The 21,381-nt window shown below is 64.8% G+C and carries 18 protein-coding genes; 6 read left to right on the forward strand and 12 right to left on the reverse strand.

Features of this window, described 5'->3' with window-relative positions; genetic code table 11:
• Positions 1-115 precede the first annotated feature (115 nt).
• Complete coding sequence (locus tag QCM77_RS10425) at positions 116-1,648, forward strand: glycosyl hydrolase family 79 N-terminal domain-containing protein (RefSeq protein WP_279683229.1); 1,533 nt, start codon at positions 116-118, stop codon at positions 1,646-1,648.
• Positions 1,649-1,654: 6 nt separating this feature from the next.
• Here QCM77_RS10425 and QCM77_RS10430 read toward each other — a convergent pair whose 3' ends face one another.
• Positions 1,655-2,956 (reverse strand): MFS transporter, encoded by a 1,302-nt coding sequence (locus QCM77_RS10430; RefSeq protein WP_279683231.1) that lies wholly within the window; start codon positions 2,954-2,956, stop codon positions 1,655-1,657.
• A gap of 369 nt (positions 2,957-3,325) precedes the next feature.
• On the opposite strand from QCM77_RS10430, the gene QCM77_RS10435 reads away from it, so the two are divergent.
• From QCM77_RS10435 to QCM77_RS10445, 3 genes are read left to right on the forward strand one after another with little or no spacing between them, the layout of a single operon-like run.
• A complete protein-coding gene (locus tag QCM77_RS10435; RefSeq protein ID WP_279683232.1) occupies positions 3,326-4,555 on the forward strand; it encodes an ABC transporter substrate-binding protein in 1,230 nt (409 codons plus the stop codon).
• A gap of 7 nt (positions 4,556-4,562) precedes the next feature.
• Positions 4,563-6,296, forward strand: coding sequence for an FAD-dependent oxidoreductase (locus QCM77_RS10440; protein WP_279683234.1), 1,734 nt, complete (start codon positions 4,563-4,565; stop codon positions 6,294-6,296).
• A gap of 25 nt (positions 6,297-6,321) precedes the next feature.
• Entirely contained in the window at positions 6,322-7,116 is a 795-nt protein-coding gene (locus tag QCM77_RS10445) for an IclR family transcriptional regulator (protein WP_279683235.1), read from the forward strand.
• Between the two features lie 155 nt (positions 7,117-7,271).
• On the opposite strand, the gene QCM77_RS10450 is transcribed toward QCM77_RS10445, so the two are convergent.
• The 8 genes from QCM77_RS10450 to QCM77_RS10485 form a co-directional block, all read right to left on the reverse strand.
• Positions 7,272-8,051, reverse strand: coding sequence for an SDR family NAD(P)-dependent oxidoreductase (locus QCM77_RS10450; protein ID WP_279683237.1), 780 nt, complete (start codon positions 8,049-8,051; stop codon positions 7,272-7,274).
• A 56-nt stretch (positions 8,052-8,107) separates the two neighbouring features.
• Complete coding sequence (locus tag QCM77_RS10455; protein WP_279659454.1) at positions 8,108-8,698, reverse strand: thiamine pyrophosphate-dependent enzyme; 591 nt, start codon at positions 8,696-8,698, stop codon at positions 8,108-8,110.
• On the reverse strand, positions 8,698-9,240 hold the full coding sequence (locus tag QCM77_RS10460; protein ID WP_279683239.1) for a thiamine pyrophosphate-binding protein: 543 nt from the start codon (positions 9,238-9,240) through the stop codon (positions 8,698-8,700). Before QCM77_RS10460 ends, QCM77_RS10455 begins: the two co-directional genes overlap by 1 nt.
• Positions 9,241-9,386: 146 nt before the next feature.
• A complete protein-coding gene (locus QCM77_RS10465) occupies positions 9,387-10,091 on the reverse strand; it encodes a GntR family transcriptional regulator (protein ID WP_279659452.1) in 705 nt (234 codons plus the stop codon).
• 17 nt (positions 10,092-10,108) lie between these two features.
• Complete coding sequence (locus QCM77_RS10470; RefSeq protein ID WP_279683241.1) at positions 10,109-10,852, reverse strand: aspartate/glutamate racemase family protein; 744 nt, start codon at positions 10,850-10,852, stop codon at positions 10,109-10,111.
• A gap of 9 nt (positions 10,853-10,861) precedes the next feature.
• Positions 10,862-12,127 (reverse strand): NAD(P)/FAD-dependent oxidoreductase, encoded by a 1,266-nt coding sequence (locus tag QCM77_RS10475; protein ID WP_279683243.1) that lies wholly within the window; start codon positions 12,125-12,127, stop codon positions 10,862-10,864.
• Between the two features lie 3 nt (positions 12,128-12,130).
• Positions 12,131-13,792 carry a thiamine pyrophosphate-binding protein gene (locus QCM77_RS10480; protein ID WP_279683244.1) on the reverse strand — a complete coding sequence of 554 codons (1,662 nt, stop codon included), beginning with the start codon at positions 13,790-13,792 and terminating at the stop codon, positions 12,131-12,133.
• A gap of 147 nt (positions 13,793-13,939) precedes the next feature.
• On the reverse strand, positions 13,940-14,857 hold the full coding sequence (locus QCM77_RS10485) for an NAD(P)-dependent oxidoreductase (protein WP_279683281.1): 918 nt from the start codon (positions 14,855-14,857) through the stop codon (positions 13,940-13,942).
• Between the two features lie 143 nt (positions 14,858-15,000).
• Here QCM77_RS10485 and QCM77_RS10490 point away from each other — a divergent pair, with 143 nt between their 5' ends.
• Entirely contained in the window at positions 15,001-15,834 is an 834-nt protein-coding gene (locus QCM77_RS10490; RefSeq protein ID WP_279683246.1) for a transporter substrate-binding domain-containing protein, read from the forward strand.
• A gap of 20 nt (positions 15,835-15,854) precedes the next feature.
• Here QCM77_RS10490 and QCM77_RS10495 read toward each other — a convergent pair whose 3' ends face one another.
• From QCM77_RS10495 to QCM77_RS10505, 3 genes are read right to left on the reverse strand one after another with little or no spacing between them, the layout of a single operon-like run.
• Positions 15,855-17,519 (reverse strand): carboxylesterase/lipase family protein, encoded by a 1,665-nt coding sequence (locus QCM77_RS10495; RefSeq protein ID WP_279683248.1) that lies wholly within the window; start codon positions 17,517-17,519, stop codon positions 15,855-15,857.
• 24 nt (positions 17,520-17,543) lie between these two features.
• The gene (locus tag QCM77_RS10500) at positions 17,544-19,022 is read right to left on the reverse strand and encodes a carboxylesterase family protein (protein WP_279683250.1); all 1,479 of its coding nucleotides are present in this window, start codon (positions 19,020-19,022) and stop codon (positions 17,544-17,546) included.
• A 23-nt stretch (positions 19,023-19,045) separates the two neighbouring features.
• Complete coding sequence (locus QCM77_RS10505) at positions 19,046-20,386, reverse strand: MFS transporter (protein ID WP_279683252.1); 1,341 nt, start codon at positions 20,384-20,386, stop codon at positions 19,046-19,048.
• 207 nt (positions 20,387-20,593) lie between these two features.
• Between QCM77_RS10505 and QCM77_RS10510 the strand changes: the two genes are divergently transcribed.
• Positions 20,594-21,244 carry a TetR/AcrR family transcriptional regulator gene (locus QCM77_RS10510; protein ID WP_279683253.1) on the forward strand — a complete coding sequence of 217 codons (651 nt, stop codon included), beginning with the start codon at positions 20,594-20,596 and terminating at the stop codon, positions 21,242-21,244.
• Positions 21,245-21,381 lie beyond the last annotated feature (137 nt).

Here is a 21,381-nt window from a genome sequence, read left to right on the forward strand (position 1 = left end):
AACTTTGCGAAGTAAAATTGGAAGTAAAAATTCGCGATATAAACGGAGCTAATGGTTCGGGGCGATGCATTTGGATTTGGCAAGACGCATAAGAAGGCGGCAGGACATGCATACAATGCGGTGGCTTCGATGGTGCGGGCTCGTTCGCGCAGCTGGCGCGACGACAATTGCGCTGCTCGCTGCCGCGAGGCTGTGCGCGGCGCACGCCGGCGATGTGTCGATCGCTCCCGCGGAACTGGAGGCGATCGGCTCGATCGATGCGCGCTTTCAGTCCTACAACATCGAGATGGTGGAGGTGACAGGCGGGCGGTTCTGGAAGCCTTATCCGCGAACGATGCGCACGCTCGATGAACGGGATCGATACAGCGCGAGACCGCCGATAGATCTTGCCAATGCGAGGCTCCGCCTGCTCGCGGCAGCGTTGTCGCCGGCCTATCTGCGCGTGAGCGGCACCTGGGCCAATGCGACGTTCCTTGCCGACACAGACCGTGCCCCGGGCAAGCCACCGCCGGGATTCGATTCCGTGCTCAGCCGTCAACAGTGGCGCGGCGTGATCGACTTTGCACGCGCGGTCGATGCGCAAATCGTCACCTCCTTCGCGATCAGTGCCGGCAGCCGCGATGCCGATGGCGTGTGGAAGACGGATCAGGCGCAACGCCTGATCGATACGACGCGTTCGCTGGGCGGCCACATCGCGGCCGTTGAATTCATGAACGAGCCGACGCTTGCGGGGACGAACGGCGCGCCGCTCGGATATGAGCCGACCACTTATGGCCGGGACTTCAAGATCTTTCGCGAATGGATACAGCGCGCCGCGCCGGAGACGCTGATCGTCGGTCCGGGCTCGGTCGGCGATGTGCCGTCGCCATCCGGGTCGGGCATCACCACGCGTGATCTGCTTGCCGCATCAGGCGCCGGCGTGGATCGCTTCTCCTATCATCACTACAACACGATCTCGCCGCGTTGCGGCGGCCGCGATGATCCCACCCTGGCGCTCTCCGGGCAATGGCTGGCCCGCACCGATGCGACGCTCGCGACCTATCGGGCCCTGCGCGACGCATTCGAGCCGGACAAGCCGATCTGGCTGACGGAGACAGCGGACGCCGCCTGCGGCGGCAACCGCCGGGATGCAACGTTTCTCGACACGTTCCGCTATCTCGACCAGCTCGGGCGCCTCGCAAGGGCCGGCGTCCAGGTGGTGATGCACAACACCTTGGCCGCCAGCGACTATGGCCTGCTCGACGAAGGGACGTTCCGTCCGCGGCCGAATTACTGGGCCGCGCTGCTCTGGCACCGGCTGATGGGACCGATCGTGCTCGATGCGAATGCAGGCGCAGCACCTGATGTCCATCTCTATGCGCATTGCCATCCGGGCATGCGGGGCGCCGTGTCCGTGCTTGCGATCAACGCGTCGCGGCATGCATCATCTACCTTGACGCTGTCACACCCCGCCGAGCGTTACACGTTGCATGCGACGCGGCTGCAAGGCGCGACCGTGCAGCTGAACGGCAAGGCGCTCGCGCTGAGTGTCGATGACGAATTGCCGCGACTTGGGCGGCGCGCGGCAGCTGCGGGAGCGATCCGGCTTGCACCGGCGACCATCACCTTCCTGGTATTTCCAGCAGCCGCGAATCCGGCCTGCCGCTAGCGGCTCTTACGATCTCAACGTATCGCGCGCCGTCTCCGGCGCCATCAGGGTCGCGATGATCGTGATGATCGACAGCGCGATGATGTAGACCGACACCGCCCAGTACGAGCCGGCCCATGCGAGCAGTGCGGTCGCAATCAGCGGCGAGAAGCCGCCACTGAGCGCGGCGGCAACGTTGGCTCCCAGCGATGCACCGCTGTAGCGCACCTGGGTGCGGAACAGCTCCGGCATGAAGGCGGCCTTCGGCCCGAACAGCAGCGCATGCGTCAGTGTCATCGTGACGACGAGCGCGAGCGTGATCAGCGCCGGCTCCCTGGTGTCAAGGAACCAGAACAACGGAAACGCCAGCGCCACCGAGAACACGCCGCCGGCGAGATACAGCGCCTTGCGGCCAAAAATGTCGGACAGCCAGCCGGCGAGCGGCAGCGTCCCGAGCTCGACGAGTGCGGCAAAGACCACCGCATCCAGGATCACCTGCCGCGGCAGGCCGAGCTGCGCCGTGGTATAGACCACGGTGAAGACGGTGAGGAGATAAGCGAGCCCCACCTCCGAAACCGTGATGCCGACCGCGAGCAGGAAGCTGCGCCAGTCGCGCCGCAGGACTTCCAGCACCGGCTGCGCCAGCACCTCCTTGCGCTCGACCACCTCCTTGAAGTGCGGCGTCTCCGCGAGTTTCAGCCGCACGATGAAGCCGACGCCGACGAGCAGAATGCTGATCAGGAACGGCACGCGCCAGCCCCAGCTGAGGAAATCCGCTTCGGGCAGTTTCGTCATCAGACCAAAGATGCCGGTGGAGGCGGCGACGCCGACGGGAAAGCCGATCTGCACCAGACTGCCATAGAAGCCGCGGCGATTACCGGCGTGCTCGGCCACCATGACCACGGCGCCGCTCCACTCGCCACCGAGTCCGATGCCCTGGACGAAGCGCAGGATGACCAGGAAGATCGGCGCCCAGACGCCGATCTGGCTGTAGGTCGGCAGGCAGCCGATCAGGAAGGTGCCGAGCCCCATCGCGATCATGGTCGCGACCAGCATTTTCTTGCGTCCGAGCCGGTCGCCATAGTGCCCGATGATGGCGCCGCCGATCGGGCGCGCGACGAAGCCGACCGCATAGGTCGAGAACGCGGCCAGCGTGCCGACGAAGGGATCGAAGCTCGGGAAGAACAGCTTGTTCAGCACCAGCGCCGCTGCCGTGCCGTAGATCAGAAAGTCGTACCACTCGATCGCGGTGCCGAGCGCGCTCGCCCACACCACATGCGCCGTCCTCGATTTCCCCGCCGCCGCGGAGACCCCCGATGCTGCCGTCATGCCATGCCCCAAGATTCCTGGGCGGCATCATGGCCAATCACGATGGCGGTTGCAACCTGCGGACGTGTCGCCTCTTCTGGATCACGCCGGGAGATTTTCGCGTCGCGGCTTCTACATCCGTCATTGCGGGCGCAGCGACGCAATCCGGAATTCTTCGGCACAGACAGTCTGGATTGCCTCGTCGCAAGGGCTCCTCGCAATGACGGGTGGGTTGAAGCAGGTGCGCGCGATGTCTCCGCGACATCGTCGCGGCGAGCGCGGAACCACCCCGACGTCTGATTTGTTATTGACAAACCTATTCGCTAATATCTAATTTATCTCCAGAATAACCGACTGCGCCAAGCGGCCTATAAAAGAGAGGGAACGACGATGAGAGGGTTTTTGGCCTGCGCCATGCTCGCGGCCATGACTTCGGCTGCCATGACTTCGGCTGCCATGACCAGCGTTGCGAACGCGCAAATCTCCGACGACACGGTCCGGATCGGCGTGCTAACGGATCTGTCGAGCTGGGGCCGCGACAACAGCGGGCCGGGCTCCGTGGAGGCCGCGAAAATGGCGGTGGAGGAATTCGGGTCCACCGTGCTCGGCAAGCCGATCGAGATCATCAGCGCCGACCACCAGATGAAGACCGACGTCGGCGTGCAGATCGTGCGCGGCTGGTTCGACAACGGCAAGGTCGATGCCGTCGTCGACATCCCCAATTCCGGCATCGCGATCGCCGTCCACAACATGGTGCGCGAACGCAACAAGATCGCTCTGCTGTCCGGCCCCGGCGCGAGCTCGCTGACCGACGAGCTGTGCAGCCCGAACACCGTGCACTTCACCTACGATACCTATGCGCTGTCGAAGGTGACGGCCTCCGCCGTGATCAAGGAAGGCGGAAAGTCCTGGTACTTCATCACCGCCGACTACGCCTTCGGCCAGCAGCTCGAGAAGGACGCCACGCGCTTCATCAACGAGATGGGCGGCAAGGTTTTGGGTGGCGTGAAGCACCCGACCAACACGGCTGATTTCTCGTCCTTCGCGCTCCAGGCGCAAAGCTCGAAATCGGACGTCGTCGCCTTCGCCAATGCAGGCCAGGACACGGACAATGCGATCAAGCAGTCGGGCGAGTTCGGCCTGGTCCAAGGCGGCCAGAAGCTGGTCGGCCTCTTGATGTTCGACACCGACGTGCATGCGATCGGCCTCAAATCCGCGCAGGGCACCTACATGACCACGGCCTCCTACTGGAACATGGACGAGGCGACCCGTGCTTGGTCCAAGAAGTTCTACGAGCGCACCAAGGTGATGCCGACCATGATCCACACCGGCGTTTACGGCTCGGTGCTGCATTATCTCAAGGCCATCAAGGCCGCTGGCACCGATGAGCCCGCCAAGGCGATGGCCAGGATGCGCGAGCTGCCAATTGAGGATACGTTCGTTCATGGCGGACGCTTGCGCGAGGACGGCCGCGTCATTCGCGACATGTATCTCGCCAAGGTGAAAACGCCAGAGCAGTCCAAGGAGCCGTGGGATTACCTGGACATCATCAAGACGGTGAAGGGCGAGGACGCCTTCCGCCCGGTCTCCGAGTCCAAATGTCCGCTGCTCAAGAAGTGAGGCCTGCATGACCGGCAATGAGCGCAACGCAATTGAGACTTACGAGTGCGATGTGCTCGTGGCCGGATCGGGCGCCTCCGGGATGTCGGCCGCGATCACCGCGCGCTATCGCGGCCTCGACGTCCTGATCGTCGAGAAGGAGCCACGCTTCGGCGGCACCACCGCCCGCTCCGGCGGTTGGTTGTGGATTCCCGGCACCTCGCCGGCGCGCGCTTACGGCATCCAAGAGACGCCGGACCAGGCCCGCACCTACCTGCGGCACGAAGCCGGCAACAACTTTGACGCCGCACGCGTCGATGCATTCCTGAGCGCCGGTCCCGAGGCGGTCGATTTCTTCACCACCAAGACCGCGCTGCGCTTCGACATGCCGCTGGTATTTCCGGACTATCACGCCGAGGCGCCCGGCGGCGCCCAGGGTGGCCGTTCGATGGTGGCGCGCCCGTTCGACGGCCGCGAGCTCGGCGACCAGATCAAGTCCCTCGGCATGCCCCTGCCCGAGCTGACCGTATTCGGCATGATGCTCGGATCCGGCAAGGACATCGTCAATTTCATGCGCGCGACGAAGTCGCTGACCTCGGCGGTCTATGTCGCAAAGCGCCTGTCGCGGCATCTGATGGACGTGCTGCGCTACGGTCGCGGCATGACGCTGACCAACGGCAATGCGCTCGCCGGGCGCCTGGCAAAATCCGCGCAGGATCTGAAGATTCCGATGTGGCTGTCCTCGCCGGTGCGCGAGTTGACGGTCGAGAACGGCACTGTCACCGGTGCCATTGTCGCCCGCGAGGGACGCGACGTCCGCATTCGTGCAAGGCAAGGTGTCGTGCTCGCCTGCGGCGGTTTCCCGCATGATGTCGAACGGCGCAAGAAGATGTTCCCACACGCGCCGACCGGCAACGAGCATTTTTCGCCGGGACCGACCGGCAACACAGGCGACGGCCTGCGCCTTGCGGAAAGCGCCGGCGGACATGTCGAGGACCGCCTGCCGAACGCGGCAGCCTGGGTCCCGGTCTCGGTCACCAAGCGCAAGGACGGCTCAAACGGCGTGATGCCGCATTTCATCGACCGCGCCAAGCCCGGCGTGATCGCAGTAATGCGCGACGGCAAGCGTTTCGCCAACGAAGGCAATTCCTATCACGACTTCGTCCAGGCCATGGTCAAGGCGGCGAAGCCCGGCGAGGAGATCGCGGCGTACCTCGTCTGCGATCATCCGACCCTGCGCAAATACGGCCTCGGCTGCGTGCCGCCGTTCCCGATGCCAACAGGTCATCACTTGAACACCGGCTATCTCATGCGTGGCGACACGCTCGAAGCGCTGGCGGCGAAAGCCGGCATCGATGCCACCGCGTTCACCGACACCGTCAAGCAGTTCAATGCGACCGCATCGCAGGGGCATGATGCGGCCTTCGGCAAGGGGTCAAAGGCCTATAACCGCTATCAAGGCGATGCGCTGCACGGCCCGAACCCCTGTGTCGCGCCGATTGAGCACGGCCCTTTCTACGCCATCAAGATGGTGGTCGGCGATCTCGGCACCTATGCCGGCATTGTCACCGACGAGAATGCGCGGGCGCTCGATGCGGAGGGACGGGTGATTCCCGGACTCTATGCCGCCGGCAACGACATGGCGAGCATCATGGGCGGCAATTATCCCGGGGCCGGCATCACGCTTGGGCCGGCGCTGACCTTCGGCTACATTGCCGGCCGTCATCTCGCCGACCGCGCCGCCAAGCGCGACGCGGCGTAAGCTAGTCGCGCACGCGAGGGGGCGCATGAAAAGAGAGAGCCGCGGCATCCAGTCGATCGAGGTCGGCGGAGAATTGCTCCGGGCGCTTGCGAGATGCGGCGAGCCGATGATGCTGCGCGATCTCGCGCGTGAGGCCGGCATGACGCCGGCCAAGGCACATCCCTATCTCGCCAGCTTCTCCCGCATCGGCTTGATCGAGCAGGACGAGACCACCGGCCGTTACGAGATCGGCGCGCTGGCGCTGGAGCTCGGCCTGATCAGCCTGCGCCGCCTGTCCGGCGTACGCATCGCAGGACCGAAGATCGCGGCGCTCGCAAGTCAGATCGGGCATGCGGTCTCGCTCGCGGTCTGGGGTACGCATGGACCGACCGTGGTGCAGCTGGAAGAGCCCGGCCAGCCCGTGCACATCGTGATGCGGGCCGGCTCGGTGATGGCGCTGCTGGAGACGGCCACGGGCCGGGCCTTTGCGGCCTTCCTGCCGGAGAAGACGATCAATGCCGCACTCGAAAGCGGCCTCGATCGTCACGGCATCGGCTACAATCCGAAGCGCGCGATGAAAGGCGCCAAGGTCGCCGACATGCTCACCGAGGTCCGCAAGCACGGTCTTGCGCGCGCACTCGGCGATCCCCTGCCCGGCGTCAACGCATTCTCTGCGCCGGTGTTCGACCATTCCGGCCATGTCGCGCTGGTGATCACCGCGATGGGGCCGGAAGGCACGTTCGATGCCCGCTGGGACAGCCCGATCGCCCATGCCCTGCGCGACTGCGCCGGCGGCATCTCGAAACGGCTGGGGCACGGAACGACCGTTGCGGCGGAGTGAAGCGCAATCTGTCCGCACGACAGCAGCTGTCATGCCCCGCGAAGGCGGGGCATCCAGTACGCCGCAGCCACTCGGTTCAATCGCAGGCGTCACACAGTACTGGATCGCCCGCCTTCGCGGGCGATGACACTGGAGAGTGCGGTGACCTTTCGTCCCTACTTCTCCTTCACCGGCACCGTGTAGTTCAGGATCAGCCGGCCGCCATCCGGATAGATCGTCTGCCCAGTGATGTACGATGCATCGTCGCTCGCAAGAAACGCCACGACGGAGGCCACCTCGCCCGGCTCGCCGCCGCGGCCGGCCGGCGTACGCGACAGCACGGTCTTGCGGGCATCTTCGGACGTGTAGATCGCGGACGCCACCATGTCGGTCAGGATCGTGCCGGGTCCAACGGCCACCACACGAATGTTGTGCGGGGCAAGCGCGACGGCGGCCACCGATGTGAGCTGCTTCATGCCGCCCTTGGAGATGGCGTAGGTCGCGAGCGTCGGGATCGCCAGCAGCGCGTTGACCGAAGACATGTTGATGATCACCCCGCCGCCACCTTGCGCGATCATTTGCTTCGCCGCCGCCTGCACCCCGAAGAACGCGCCCTTCAAATTGATGGCGATGACGTCGTCGAAATCCTGCTCGGAAATCTCCAGAATGTCCTGGTTGCGGGCAACGCCGGCATTGTTGACCATGATGTCGAGCCGACCGAACTCCTTCACGGCGGTTGCAACCAGTTGGTCGACGTCAGCGCGCCTGGCGACATTGCCGACGACAGTGCGCAGGGCGTCCGGCCGCCCGAGCTCGGCAGCCGTTGCAGCCAGGCCATCGGCATCGACATCCGAGATAACGACCTTGACGCCGTCGTCCAGGAATCGTTTCGCGCAGGCCTTGCCGATGCCCCGCGCCGCGCCGGTGATGGCGGCGACCTTGCCGGCTAGTTTCATGGTCTCACTCCAGGATAGCTGCTCGTGGCAGGCTGTCGCCGGGTGAAACACCCGGCTCAGGCTGCCGCGAAGCCGAGATGAGCACGGAACCGATTCTTGATAAAGACAGCATCGCGCGAGGGCAGCGAGCGCGGCGGATTTTCGGCCAGGACCTTGATGACAAAAAGCCGCGGGCCATCGGCCGGCTCGGCGATCTGCCGCGCGAGGCGCTCCACCTCCTCGAGCGTCCGCACGGTCCCGGTCGCAACAAAACCGCAGGCCGTGGCGATGGCGGTGAGATCGACCCCGCGCCCGGTGTGGCTGGCCTGCATCCCGGTCTCGCCAAAATGCTGGTTGTCGATCACGACGATGTCGAGATTGCGCGAGCGCGCGACGCCGATGGTGGCGATGCCGCCGAGCCCCATGAGCTGCTCGCCATCACCAGTGAGGGCCAGCACGCGCTTTCCCGGCTGGGCCTGGGCGAGGCCAAGCCCGATCAGCGCGGCGCCGCCCATGGCGCCCCAGAGATAAAAATTGCCGTCGTGGTCACCGACCGAATGAAGGTCGTAGGTGGGCGAGCCGAGGCCGGAGACCACCAGCGTGCCCTTGCGATTCTTCAGGAGTGCGGCGACGGCGGCGCGGCGGTCGAGTTGAGCCTGCATTGGCATCACCACTTCTTCTTGCCGATCAGGCGTTGTCCGATCAGCACAGCGATCTGCTGATCGGCCGCGTAGGCGAGCGCTGCGGCCGATTCGACCGTCTCGACCAGATCCTCTGCTGTCTCCGCGCGCATCACCTTCAGGCCGATCGCTTCCAGCGAGGGTTGCGTCGCACGGCTCATCGGCACCTGCCAGGGATTGAACTCGGCCCATTCGCCGCGCATCGTCACCAGCATCAGCAGCGGGAATCGTCCGATCGCCGACAGCGACAGCATGTTGATGCAATTGCCGACGCCGCTCGACTGCATCAGGAGCACGCTGCGCTGGCCGCCGAGCCAGGCGCCCGCGGCAATGGCGACGCCCTCCTCTTCCGTCGTCAGTACATTGGTGGTGACGTCGCGGTCGGCGGAGAACAGGCGGATGAGCTGGCTATGGCCTGCATCAGGGACGTACGACATCTGCCGCACGTCGGCTGCCTTGAGGATGCGATAAAGCTCGGATGGCCAGTCGTCACCGGCGTGCGCTTCGGGATTGGGTTGAGGGCTTTGCACCGCGTGTCTCCGTGAATCCGAGGCACACTAGCGATGTTCTGATACGAAAGCGCTGACCGTCTGGCACGACCAGATATCGAAGGATTGTATAGCTGCCTCCCTCCCTTGTGGGAGCAGAGCGCGATGCGCATTGCTGCCACCGCGACCTAGTTCACCGCAGATCTCGCCGTCGCCGGCATATAGATCTGCGCGTAGCCTTCCTTGATCGCGGAGGTGATTCGGTCGAGGCGGCGGTCGATGTGCTTTTCAAGCACAGACACGCAAGCCTCTTCGTCGCGGGCCTTCAGGCCTTCGACCACGGCGCGGTGCTCGGCTTGCGTATTGGAGCGGTTGATGCTGTCCATGTCGATCCAGCGCACGAAGCGGATGCGGGCGTTGACGTTGCGCAAGACACGCAGCATCTCCGCGTTGTTTGACATCGCCATCAGGCGCTCGTGAAAGGTCTCGTCGAGTTCGACCAACTCCACCGAGGAGCGCTCGCCCGGATCGGGACCGGTGGCTTCGAGAAATTTCAAGAGCGCATCGATGTCCTCGTCCCTGGCGCGCCGGATGGCGAGACGGATCGAGGCGACCTCGATCGACTTGCGCAGCTCGTAGAGATCGAAGATCTCGTGCGCGTCGAGCTCGCGGCAGAAAAAACCCTTGCCCGGCGTGAAGCGCAGAAAGCCCTCGGTGTTGAGGCGATTGAGCGCCTCGCGCAGCGGCGTGCGGCTGACGCCGAGACGCTTGGCGAGCTCGCCCTCGTTGAGCCGCTCGCCCGGCTTGAACTCATAGCTCACAGCCATCGCCTTGAGCTGTTCATAGACGCGATCGACGATGCTGTCGGAGGGAAGTTCCAGATGCTTGTTCATAGGCAGCTTCTCGACCTCTAGCCAAACTGACGCGGCCGCAGCCCGGCATGAAACCACGTAATCATGGAATAGATATCATAGACGGGCAATCCGACCTCGGCCTGAAGCGCCGCCGCATAAGGCGGCATGTTGGTGCATTCCAGCACGATGGCGCCGACATCGGGATGCTTCGCGACCAGCTCCTTGCCGGCCTCGACCACGTCACGCTCGGCCTGCGCGATGTCCATGTCGTCTTTCTCGGCCTTGATCAGGACGCGGAAAAACTCCTTGCCGTGCTCGGTGCCGACCAGCGGCGTATCGAGCGGCACGCCGGCGCCTTCAAGATGGGCCGGCGTCAAGGTCGAACCGGACACCGTGACGAGGCCAACGCGCCTGCCCGGCGGCAAGGTCGCCTGCACCCACGGCACCTGCATCAGTGACGAGGTCGCGACGGGAACGCCGACCGCGGCTGCGATCTCCTTCTGGAACAGCGAGAGGAAGCCGCAATTGGTGGTGATGGCTTCGGCCCCGAGCCGCACGAGATCCTTCGCCGCATCGATGAAATCAGGCAGCAGACCCGCCGCACCCCTCAGCACCACCTTCTCCGGCGAGGCACCGCTCACCACGCGATAGAGCACGGGGAAAGGCCAGGTGGTGCCGTTGCCCATGTCGCCGGGAATGCGGGGAAAGCGCGCCTCCAGCATCAAAATGCCGAGCGGCGCCCCATAGATGGCCTTGCCGCCGCGGGCGATATTGGGAGAAGAGTTGGCTGGATAGGTCATGGCGCGATCTCAGAGGAAACGGTCGGGTGCGAACGGCAGAAGCGAAATCTCCGGCGCCTTGCCGCTCAGAAGCTGGGCGACCAGACGACCGGTGCGGGCCGAGCCGACCAGGCCGACATGGCCGTGGCCGAAGGCATAGACGATATCGCGCGAGGCCCGCGCGTAACCGATGCAGGGACGTCCGTCCGGCATGCTCGGCCGATGGCCAAACCAGGTCCTGATACGCGAAGCCGGAATGTCCTTCGGCAGTTTCGGGAACATGCTGATGAGGTTGTTGCGCAAAATCTCGGCGCGCTTCCAGTTCGGTTCGGCCTCGAGGCCTGCGATCTCGACCGTGCCGGCGGCGCGCAAACCCTTGTCGGTCCAGTTCACCACCATCTTCGCATCCGACGCCATCATCGAGTTGCGTGGGCCTGTTTCCGGGTTCTCGATCATGACGTGATAGCCGCGCTCGGTCTCCAGCGGCAGCGGATCGCCGACGGATGCGGTGAGCCGCTTCGAATGCGCGCCGGCGGCAATCACCGCGGCATCGCAGGCAATCTCGCCGGTCTCGGTCAGGACAGCGACGAGCTTGTTGCCGGAAAGCTTGAGCCCCGTTGCCTTGGCCCGCACGAGCTTCGCTCCGCTTGCCAGCGCATGATTGGCAAGGGCCGCGACATAGGCACCGGGATCGCGGCAGCGCCCGGCCTCCTCCACCACCACGCCAAAAGTGTAGCGCGGATGCAAATCGGGCTCGCGCTGACGTATCTCGTCGGCCGATAGCTCCAGCCATTCGACACCGACGCGCTTGCGCAGGCGCCAGCCGAGATCTCCGTCAAAATTGCCCCGCGACGGGAAGACATGCATCACGCCGTTGCGCTCGATCAGTTCGGGGACGCCCGCCTCCTCCGCGAGCTTCCTGTGCAACAGCGGCGCATCCTTCAGGAGATCGCGTAGCGCGAAGGCCGTCTTCTCGACCCGCGCCTCGGTCCAGCCCGAGAGCAGATACTTGATCAGCCAGGGCAGCGCCTTCGGCAGATAAGACCAGCGGATCGCGAGCGGCCCGAGCGGGTCCATCAGATAGAAGGGCACCTTCTTCCAGACGCCGGGCTCAGCCGGCGGGATCACCGAATGCGAGGAGAGCCAGCCGGCATTGCCGTAGCTCGCCGCCTGTTCGCCACCGGGCTCGCCCGGATCGATCAGCGTGACACGATGCCCCTCGCGTAGCGCCTCGATGGCGCTGATCACGCCGACCGCGCCGGCACCGATGATGGCGACGTGGCGGCCCTCCGACATCGCTTAAGCCTTCACCGCAGGGGCAAAGTCCTTACTGACCGACATCGCGCGCGGATCGATGATGCAATGCAGGATCGACGGCTTGCCCGAGGCGAGCGCACGCTCGAACGCCGGCGCGAACTCCTCGGTGCGCTCGACGCGCTCGCCATGGCCGCCAAATGCTTTTGCGTACATCGCAAAATCCGGGTTCTTGAGCTGGGTGCCGACCACGCGTCCGGGATAGTCGCGCTCCTGGTGCATGCGGATGGTGCCGTATTGCGCATTGTCGACGACGATGACGACGAGCGGCGCATCGTATTGCACGGCGGTCGCGAATTCCTGCCCGTTCATCAGGAAGCAGCCGTCACCCGCGAAGGCGACGACGGTACGGTCCGGATATTGTCGCTTCGCGAGCACCGCGGCCGGCACGCCATAGCCCATCGAGCCCGAGGTCGGCGCGAGCTGCGCTGCAAAGCTGTGGAAGCGGTGATGGCGATGAATCCAGCCGGCATAATTGCCGGCGCCGTTGCAGACGATCGCGTCCTTGGGCAGGCGATCGCGTAGCCAGGTCATGACCTGGCCGTATTGGAACTTGCCCGGCAGCTCACGCGCCGTCTCGGTCCAGGCCAGATAATCAGCATGCGCCTTGGCGGCCTCGCCCTTCCAGGCCACGGCCCCGGCCGGCTTCAGCGCCTCGACCGCTTCGGCGAACGCGGCGGGCGTCGCCTGGATCGCGAGTGCGGGCTGATAGACGCGGCCGAGCTCTTCCGAGCCGGGATGAACATGGATCAGCTGCTGCTGCGGGGTCGGAATATCGAACAGCGTGTAGGACGAGGACGGCATTTCCGACATGCGGCCGCCGATGAGCAGAATGACATCGGCGCCGTCGATGCGCGCCTTCAGGCCCGGGCTCGGGCCGATGCCGAGATCGCCGGCATAGTGCGAGTGATCGGCGTCGATCAGAGACGCGCGGCGGAACGAGGTCGCGACCGGCAGGTCGAAGCGTTCGGCAAAGCGCGCAATGCTCCTGGTTGCTTCATCCGTCCAGCGCGAGCCGCCGAGAATGACGAGCGGCGCCTTGGCGCTCGCAAGCATGGCGCCAATGCGCTCGATATCGGCAGGCGCCGGCCAGCTCACCGCGGGCTCGATACGCATGGCGTCCGCAACGGCAGCAGTCTCAGTCAGCATGTTCTCCGGCAGCGAGATCACCACGGGACCGGGACGGCCCTGCATGGCGACGCGGAAGGCGCGCGCGACCAGCTCCGGAATGCGGTCGGGACGATCGATCTCGACCGCCCATTTCGCCATGGTGCCGAACACCGCCTTGTAGTCGAGCTCCTGGAACGCTTCGCGCTCGCGCATGCCGGTGTCGACCTGGCCGACGAACAGGATCATCGGCGTGGAATCCTGCATCGCGATGTGGACGCCGTGGCTGGCATTGGTGGCGCCGGGGCCGCGGGTGACGAAGCAGATTCCGGGGCGGCCGGTGAGCTTGCCATAGGCCTCCGCCATCATCGCAGCCCCTCCTTCGGCGCGGCAGATCATGACGTCGATCGGGCTGTCGTGCAGCGCGTCGAGCGCCGCAAGGTAGCTCTCGCCCGGCACGCAGGTGACGCGCTCGACGCCTTGCGCGACGAGCTGATCGATCAGGATCTGGCCCCCGGTGCGGGTGTTGCGAATGGTCATGACGGCTCCCTCAGGGCTTTGGCGATGCGCTTCACGGCTTCGCGAAGATTTTGTTCGGAGCTGGCGTAGGACAGGCCGACAGGGCGCGCAAGATCGAAAGGCTTCCCGCACCCTGCGCAGGCGTCATGCCCGCCCCTGATGTTTGCACTACCGCCCATTCGCGATGATACGGCGGCAATGATCGAGCGCCGCGCCGATCAGATTGTCGCTCGCCTCGGGCGTACGGAACGCCGAATGCGCCGACAGCGTCACGTTCGGCAGTTTCGTCAGCGGATGGCCTGGCGGCAGCGGCTCGACGGTGAAGACGTCGAGGCCGGCGTGCGCGATGTGGCCCGAGCGCAGCGCATCACACATCGCGTCCTCGTCGACCACGGCGCCGCGCGCGGTGTTGATCAGGATGCTGCCGGGCCGCATCCTCGCGATGCGCTCGCGCGACAGAAAACCTTTGGTCTCGTCGTTGAGGAGCAGATGCAGCGAGACGACGTGGCTGTCCGCGAGCAGCTTCTCCAGCGAAACGAATTCGACGCCAGGATGCGCCTTCGGCGACCTGTTCCAGGCGACCACCTTCATGCCGCAGCCCGCCGCCATGCGCGCGGCTTCCGCGGCGATGCCGCCGAAACCGATCAGGCCGAGCGTCTTGCCGGTGAGCTGCACCGCGTCACGGCGCAGCCAGTTGCCCTCGCGCATGCCGCGATCCATCTCGCCAAAGCTCTTTGCGGAGGCCCACATCAGCGCGATCGCGCATTCGGCCACCGCGGTGTCGCCATAGCCCTTGATGGTGTGAACCACGATGCCGCGCTCGGCGAGTTCTTCCGGATTCATGTAGCTGCGCGCGCCGGTGCCGAGGAAGACGACGTGCTTCAAGGCAGAACATTTCGCGGCAATCGCCGTCGGCACCGCGGTATGATCGACGATCATGATCTCCACGCCGTCAAGAAGGCGCGGCAGGTCGTCCGGCGAGATCGCCGGATCGCGGTTGATGGCGACCGGGAGGTTGTCCGCACGCAGCAGCTTTTCGGTAAGCGCGGCAAGAGTGTCGTTGGCGTCGACGAAGTGGGCGCGCACAGGCTCGTCTTTCATGTCCGGATCAAAGAAATACCGTATTGCATTTAACTCTGAATACAGAAATAGTCCAGCAGCCGGGTTTGATGTCCAAGAGCGACTGTCCAAGAGTGACTGTCCAAGAGCGACTGCGCAGGAGAATTGCCATGAATCGCAGGGACGCACTCACCACTGTCGCGGCCGGTGCCGCGATCGCCGCAGCCGGCTCAGTCAGGGCCGACACCGCACCGGGCTCGACGCTCGAGCGGATCAAGAAGAACGGCGTGCTGCGGATCGCCGTCATCGCCGGCCAGGATCCCTATTTCCACAAGGACCTCACCACCAATCAATGGTCGGGCGCCTGCATCGACATGGCGAACGACATCGCCGGCAAGTTAGGGGCCAAGGTCGAGACGCTGGAATCCACCTGGGGCAACCAGATCCTCGACCTTCAGGCCGAGAAGATCGACCTCGCCTTCGCCGTGAATCCGACTCCTGAGCGTGCGCTGGTGATCGACTTCTCCTCACCGATCCTGGTGCACTCCTTCACCGTCATCACCAAGAAGGGTTTTGCCAAGCCGCAGACCTGGGCCGAGCTGAACAAGCCCGAGGTCAAGATCGCCGTCGACATCGGCTCGACGCACGAGACGATCGCACGCCGCTACTGCCCGAAGGCGACGATCCTCGGCTTCAAGGAGCGCAACGAGGCGATCCTCGCCGTCTCCACCGGGCGCGCGGACTGCAACATATCGCTGGCGGTGCTTTCCGTGGCGACCCTGAAGAAGAACCCGACGCTCGGCGAGCTCGCGGTGCCGCGGCCGCTGCTGACGCTGCCGACCAATCTCGGCATCCGTGCCGAAGGCGATCGCCGTTACAAGGATTTCCTCAGCGCCTGGGCCGACTACAATCGCGCGCTCGGCCAGACCCGCGAGTGGATGCTCAAGGCTTTCGAGACCATCGGCCTCAGCGCGGACGATATCCCGGGCGAAGTGCAGTTCTGATCTCCACCGTGAAAGCACGCTCAATCACGCGACACGCGCGGCGTCGAGGGCGTGACGTTCGCCGGCGTGTGGAAATCCAGACGCGCGCGGTTCTCCTCGCGAACACCGGATTCGTCGCCGAACTCGACATAGTTTTGCGCTCCCTGATTCCATTGCGGCCATGGCGTCGCCGATGTCGTAGGATTTCCGGTCTTCGCGAAGGCGACCAGCGTATCCATCATGCGATCGGACAAGGCGCGATCGAATTCGGTCCAGAGCCGCGTGACTCGGAACTTGTTGAAGGCATCCTGCGTACCGAACCAGTAAGGCACGTCGGAGGTGTGATAGGCGCCGATCTTCTGCGGACTGTCGAAGAACTGGACGTCCTTCGCGAAGGGATGCACGCGCGAGAACATATACATGTAGAACGGCGCCTTGCCGGTCTTGGCTTGCGCGACGGCCCAGTTGCGCGTGCCGATCTCGACCAGCCCCTCGCGTGCGGCGAGCAGGCCCATGGCTTTCGCTTCACCGTCGGTCTTGGCGGGATAGAGCGAAAGGAAGCGATCGGCCTGGTCACCGTGGAGTTTTCGCGCGGCAGCGACATAAGCTTCGAGCGTTCCGGCGGTGCGCAGATCATTCGAGCTTTCGTCGCTGGTGAAGCCAGCGACGGTGGCGACATCGTTCTGCTTGCCGGCGGCAAAGATGTTCGGCACGGTATCCGGCAGCACATAACCGTCGATATCGGGCGTCACGGAAATCGTTCCGGCGCAGCCGAGCTGGCAATCCTTCTGGATCGCCAAAATCTTGTCGGCCTGGATCAGCCGCATCTCGGCGAGCGAGGCCGCGCCGAGCGCCGTTTGCACCTCGAGACCGACCTTCTCGGCGGCCGGCAGCGCCGGGAATTTGAAGCGGCTGTCGAACATGCTGAGACTCATCGCGAAACCGCGATTGAACAGGCCTTTCGCCAGCGGACTTGCTTCGAGCGCGGACACCGACATGGCGCCGGCCGACTGCCCGGTGATGGTGACGTTGTCGGGGTCGCCGCCGAATTGCGCGATGTTGCGCTTGACCCATTGCAAGGCCGCGATCTGGTCCATCAAGCCGTAATTGCCGGAGGCATGGTTCGGCGATTCTGCGGTCAGTTCGGGATGGGCTAGGTTTCCCAAAATGCCGACGCGGTAGTTGAAGCTGACGAAGATCGTGCCTTTCTTCGCAACGGCTTCGCCGTCGTACATCGCCATGCCGCTGGAGCCGAGCGTGAAGCCGCCGCCGTAGATCCAGACCACCACCGGCAGCTTTGTGCCGGATTTCGCATCCCGGCTCGCCCAGATGTTCAGATAGAGGCAATTCTCGCTCGTCGCTTCCTCGCCGAAATAATGATTGAGGTTGTGCCGGCGCAGCACCTGAATGCACTCCGGTGCCAGCCGATCGGCGTGATAGATGCCCTTCCAGGCCTCGACCTTCTGCGGCGCCCGCCAGCGCAAGTCTCCGAGTGGCGACGCGGCAAAGGGAATGCCGAAATAGGCCTTCACGCCGGAGGTCAGCACCTTGCCGGAGATCGCACCGCTATCGATGCTGACGGGGTCTTCAGGGATCGGTGTAACGACGATCTGCGCCGCCGACGGCATGACGGCCAGCAAGGAGAGGAGTGAGGCCATCGCAAGAACCGTGCGCGAGAGCGCGCGCCCGCTATTTGAAACGCTCATTCGATCTCCCCTTTGCTTTTTTTGTCAGGCGGCCGCTTCGGGACGGGCGGTCAGCTCCGCCCACACCCGGAAGCGCGCGCCGTCGTTGAGCGGCACAATATGGAACGGCTGACTGAGGATTGCGAGAGGCTCCTTGCCCGGCTCGAACTTCGGCCAGGCCTCCCCGATATCCGGCATGCCGGCCGTGACGAAGCGCAGCACATTGGCCTGAAACCGCGCCGCGACGTCGATATCATCAGGCGTCATCGGACCGCCCTTGCGCTTGAGGATCGGACGATCGATGAACTCAGGCAGATGCGCCCACAGGCAGGCGTTATCGGCGCCGTGGGTCGGCCCTTGCGACAGGAACGGCTCCAGCGCGGGGCGATGGTCGAACCGGCTCAGCCATACCATGCCTCCTGCTGCAACATGAAGCCGCGCGAGATCGGCCATCGGGCGATGCCAGAACGCATCCGACAGCAGCGCCTCATACGGATCCTCGTCGGCGCGCGCGGTGGCGCGGTAACAGGACAGCAGGCGTCCCCAACCAGCATCGCCAAATGCCGCACGCACCTGTCGCTCGGTGGTGCGGATCATCGCGGCCGGCGGGGTGCTCTTCAAGAACATCGCCATTTCGTCGCGGCAGGAGCCGAGCCAGAGCGGAATGTCGCACAAGTTGCCGTCGGCAAAAACATCGCGCGGCTCGCGCGGGATCACGGTGCCGTCGAGCACCGGCCCGAACACGGTGCCTGCCTCGGTCTCGTCCGCGAGCCCGCGGCCGACGCGCTCCACCGCCGCAAAGAGTTTCGGCAGCGGCACGGACGTGATCGCGCCGGCATCGCCCGCCAGCTCGAGCTCGTCGAGCACGCGGCGCGCGACCTCGTCGGCATGTTCGGTGCTCATGATGTTGCGTCCGGGCGCGCTGAGCGCAAGGGCGCGGATAAACCTGCCTCTGGCCTGCGGCAAGGTCGCGAGCGCAATCACCATGGAGGCGCCGGCCGACTGGCCGGACAATGTGATTGCGTCCGGATCGCCGCCGAAATTTGCGATGTTGGCGCGCACCCAGTCGAGCCCGGCGAGCGCATCCGAGATCGCGAGGTTGTTGGCCTCGTCGAAGCCGTGGCGATGCAGTTGCAGGAAGCCGAGCGGGCCGAGCCGGTAGTTGATGGTGACGACGACGGCCGGGCCGTGCGCGGCGAGGAAAGAGCCGTCATAGTCGGCGCCGCCGCCGGTGACGAAGGCGCCGCCATGAATGAAAAGCAGCACCGGCAGCGGGCGATCCGCCGCCGGCGCCCAGATGTTCAGGCTGAGACAGGCCTCCTCGTCAGCATGATCGAGATGACCGGGCTGCGGCGCATATGCGCCGTAGTCCGTGCATTGGCGCGGCTTCGTCCACGCAGCCGGCGGCACCGCCTTCGCAAAGCGCCGCGCGATTGCGAACGGCACGCCCTTGAAGGCGCGCACGGCCCCTTGCTCGACGCCGACAACCGGCCCATTCGTAGCCGGAACTGCGTTGGTCAGCATGCGATCGTTATCCTGTCTCTCGCTCAAGCACGCCGCTTACCGAGATCGGCGATATCGACGGTGTGGGTTTCGCGCGCGGTGGCCGCGGCCGCCGCCGAGATCACGCAGCAGCAGGCGACGAAGATCGCGACGGGGATCCAGCCGTTCGGCCCCTCGCCGACCAGGCTCGCGCTGATCAGCGGCGTGAAGCCGGCGGCGAGGAAGCCGAGCTGGGTGCCGATCGCGGTGCCGGAATAGCGCACGCGCGCCTCGAACATCTCCGCGTAGAACGAAGGCCAGATCGCGTTCGGCGCGGCATAGACGAGCCCGGACAGGATCATCGCAGCAGCGAAGATCGCGATCGTGTTGCCCGTCGTCACCAGCATGAAATAGGGGAACAGCAACACGGCAGAGCCGAGCACGCCTCCGATGAACACCGGCTTCCGACCGACCTTGTCTGCGAGCAGTGCCCAGAGCGGCTGGGTGATCAGTGCGGTGACATTGCCGAGCACGCCGGCCCACAGCATGGTCGGACGCGCGACTCCGAACTTGCTCGTGGCATAGCCGAGCGCGAACACGGCGGTCATTGTGCTCACCGTCGCGATCAGCGCGCAGGCGATCACGCGCAGCACGTCGGGCCAGTAGTCGCGCAGCAACGCGACGACGGGGAAGCGCGCCACCTGGGCCTTGTCCTTGATGTCCTCGAACACAGGCGTCTCAGGCATGGTCCGCCGCACCAGATAGGCGACCAGCAGCACGAGCGCGGAGAGCAGGAATGGAATGCGCCAGCCCCAGCTCAGCAATTGTTCTTCCGGCAGGCTCGACACCGGGATGAACACCAGCGTCGCCAGGATCGCACCGGCCTGGGTGCCGCTCAAGGTCCAGCTCGTGAAGAAGGCACGGTTGCCGTTGGCGGAGTGCTCCAGCGTCAACGAGTTCGCTCCGCTCTGCTCGCCCGCCGCCGACAGGCCCTGCAACAGGCGCAGCAGCGTCAGGATAACGGGCGCTGCGTTGCCGATCGCCTTGGCATCCGGCAACAGGCCGATCGCGAGCGTCGAGCCGCCCATCAGGACCAACGTGAACAGCAGCACCGTTTTGCGCCCGATACGGTCGCCGAAATGGCCGAGGATGACGGCGCCGACGGGCCGCGCGATATAACCGATGCCGAAGCTCAAGAGTGCGAGCAGCGTTCCGGTGGCCGGATCGACATTGGCGAAGAACACTTTTGGAAAGATCAGCGCGGCCGCGGCGCCGTAGATGAAGAAGTCGTAGTATTCGAGCATGCTGCCGACGAAGCTGACGAGCGCGGCGCGCTTGGGCAGCTTGTTCGGCGTGGCCTGTGCGCTGGATGATGCGTGCAGCGATGCGGTCGACGTCAACGTCATGAAATCCTCCCCATGTGTCCGGTGCGGGCTCGCGTCCCGGCCGTCCGCCGCGCGCGAGTTTTGTGGTTTTGGTTGCCGCAACCTCGGTTTGAAGCCATAATGTACGAACTAGTCCGTTTATGCAATATGCATTGGATCAATGCCCCGTCAGATGAAATTTGCCTTCACCTTCAAGGTGATCCGTGGAAACTGGCGGGAGAAACAGCGATGCTCGAGCGCATGCCGCCCCTATCGAAGCGCACCAACGACCCCGAGCGCACCAAGCGCGACATCCTCGAAGTGGCGATGCAGGAATTCGCCTCGGAAGGCTATTCCGGCGCCCGCGTCGATGCGATCGCAGCGCGGACGCGCACGTCGAAGCGGATGATCTATTATTATTTCGGCGGCAAGGAGCAGCTCTACCTCGCGGTGCTGGAGGAGGCCTACCGCAGCATCCGCGCGCTCGAGGACCAGCTCGACATCGGAAGCTGCGACGCCCGCGAGGGCTTGCGACGCCTGATCGAGGCGACCTTCGACCATGACGAGCGCAATCCAAACTTCATCCGCCTCGTCAGCATCGAGAACATCCATCACGGCAAGCACCTGAAGCAGAATTTGCAACTGCGCCAGCTCAACGCCAGCGTGATCGCGACGCTCGACGGCATCCTCAAGCGCGGCCGCGATGAAGGCGTCTTCCGCGACGACGTCGACGCCATCGACCTGCACCTGGCCATCTCCTCCTACTGTTTCTTCCGCGTCGCCAACCGCCACACTTTCGGCGCGCTGTTCGACCGCGACCTCAGCGAGGCGAAGGTGCTGGCGAAGAGCCGCACGCAGATCGTGGAGATGATTTTGGCTTGGCTGGCGGCGAAGGCTTGAGGCGGCCGCGACTGCGCGCCGCAGACTTCGGTGTCGTCCTGGCGAAGGCCAGGACCCATTACCACCGAACATAGTTTGACGAAGGCTCGGAGTTATCTCCTCGCGCTACAACATCCCCCTGGGGTAATGGGTCCTGG

This window comes from Bradyrhizobium nivariense (assembly GCF_029846695.2).
GTDB lineage: Bacteria > Pseudomonadota > Alphaproteobacteria > Rhizobiales > Xanthobacteraceae > Bradyrhizobium.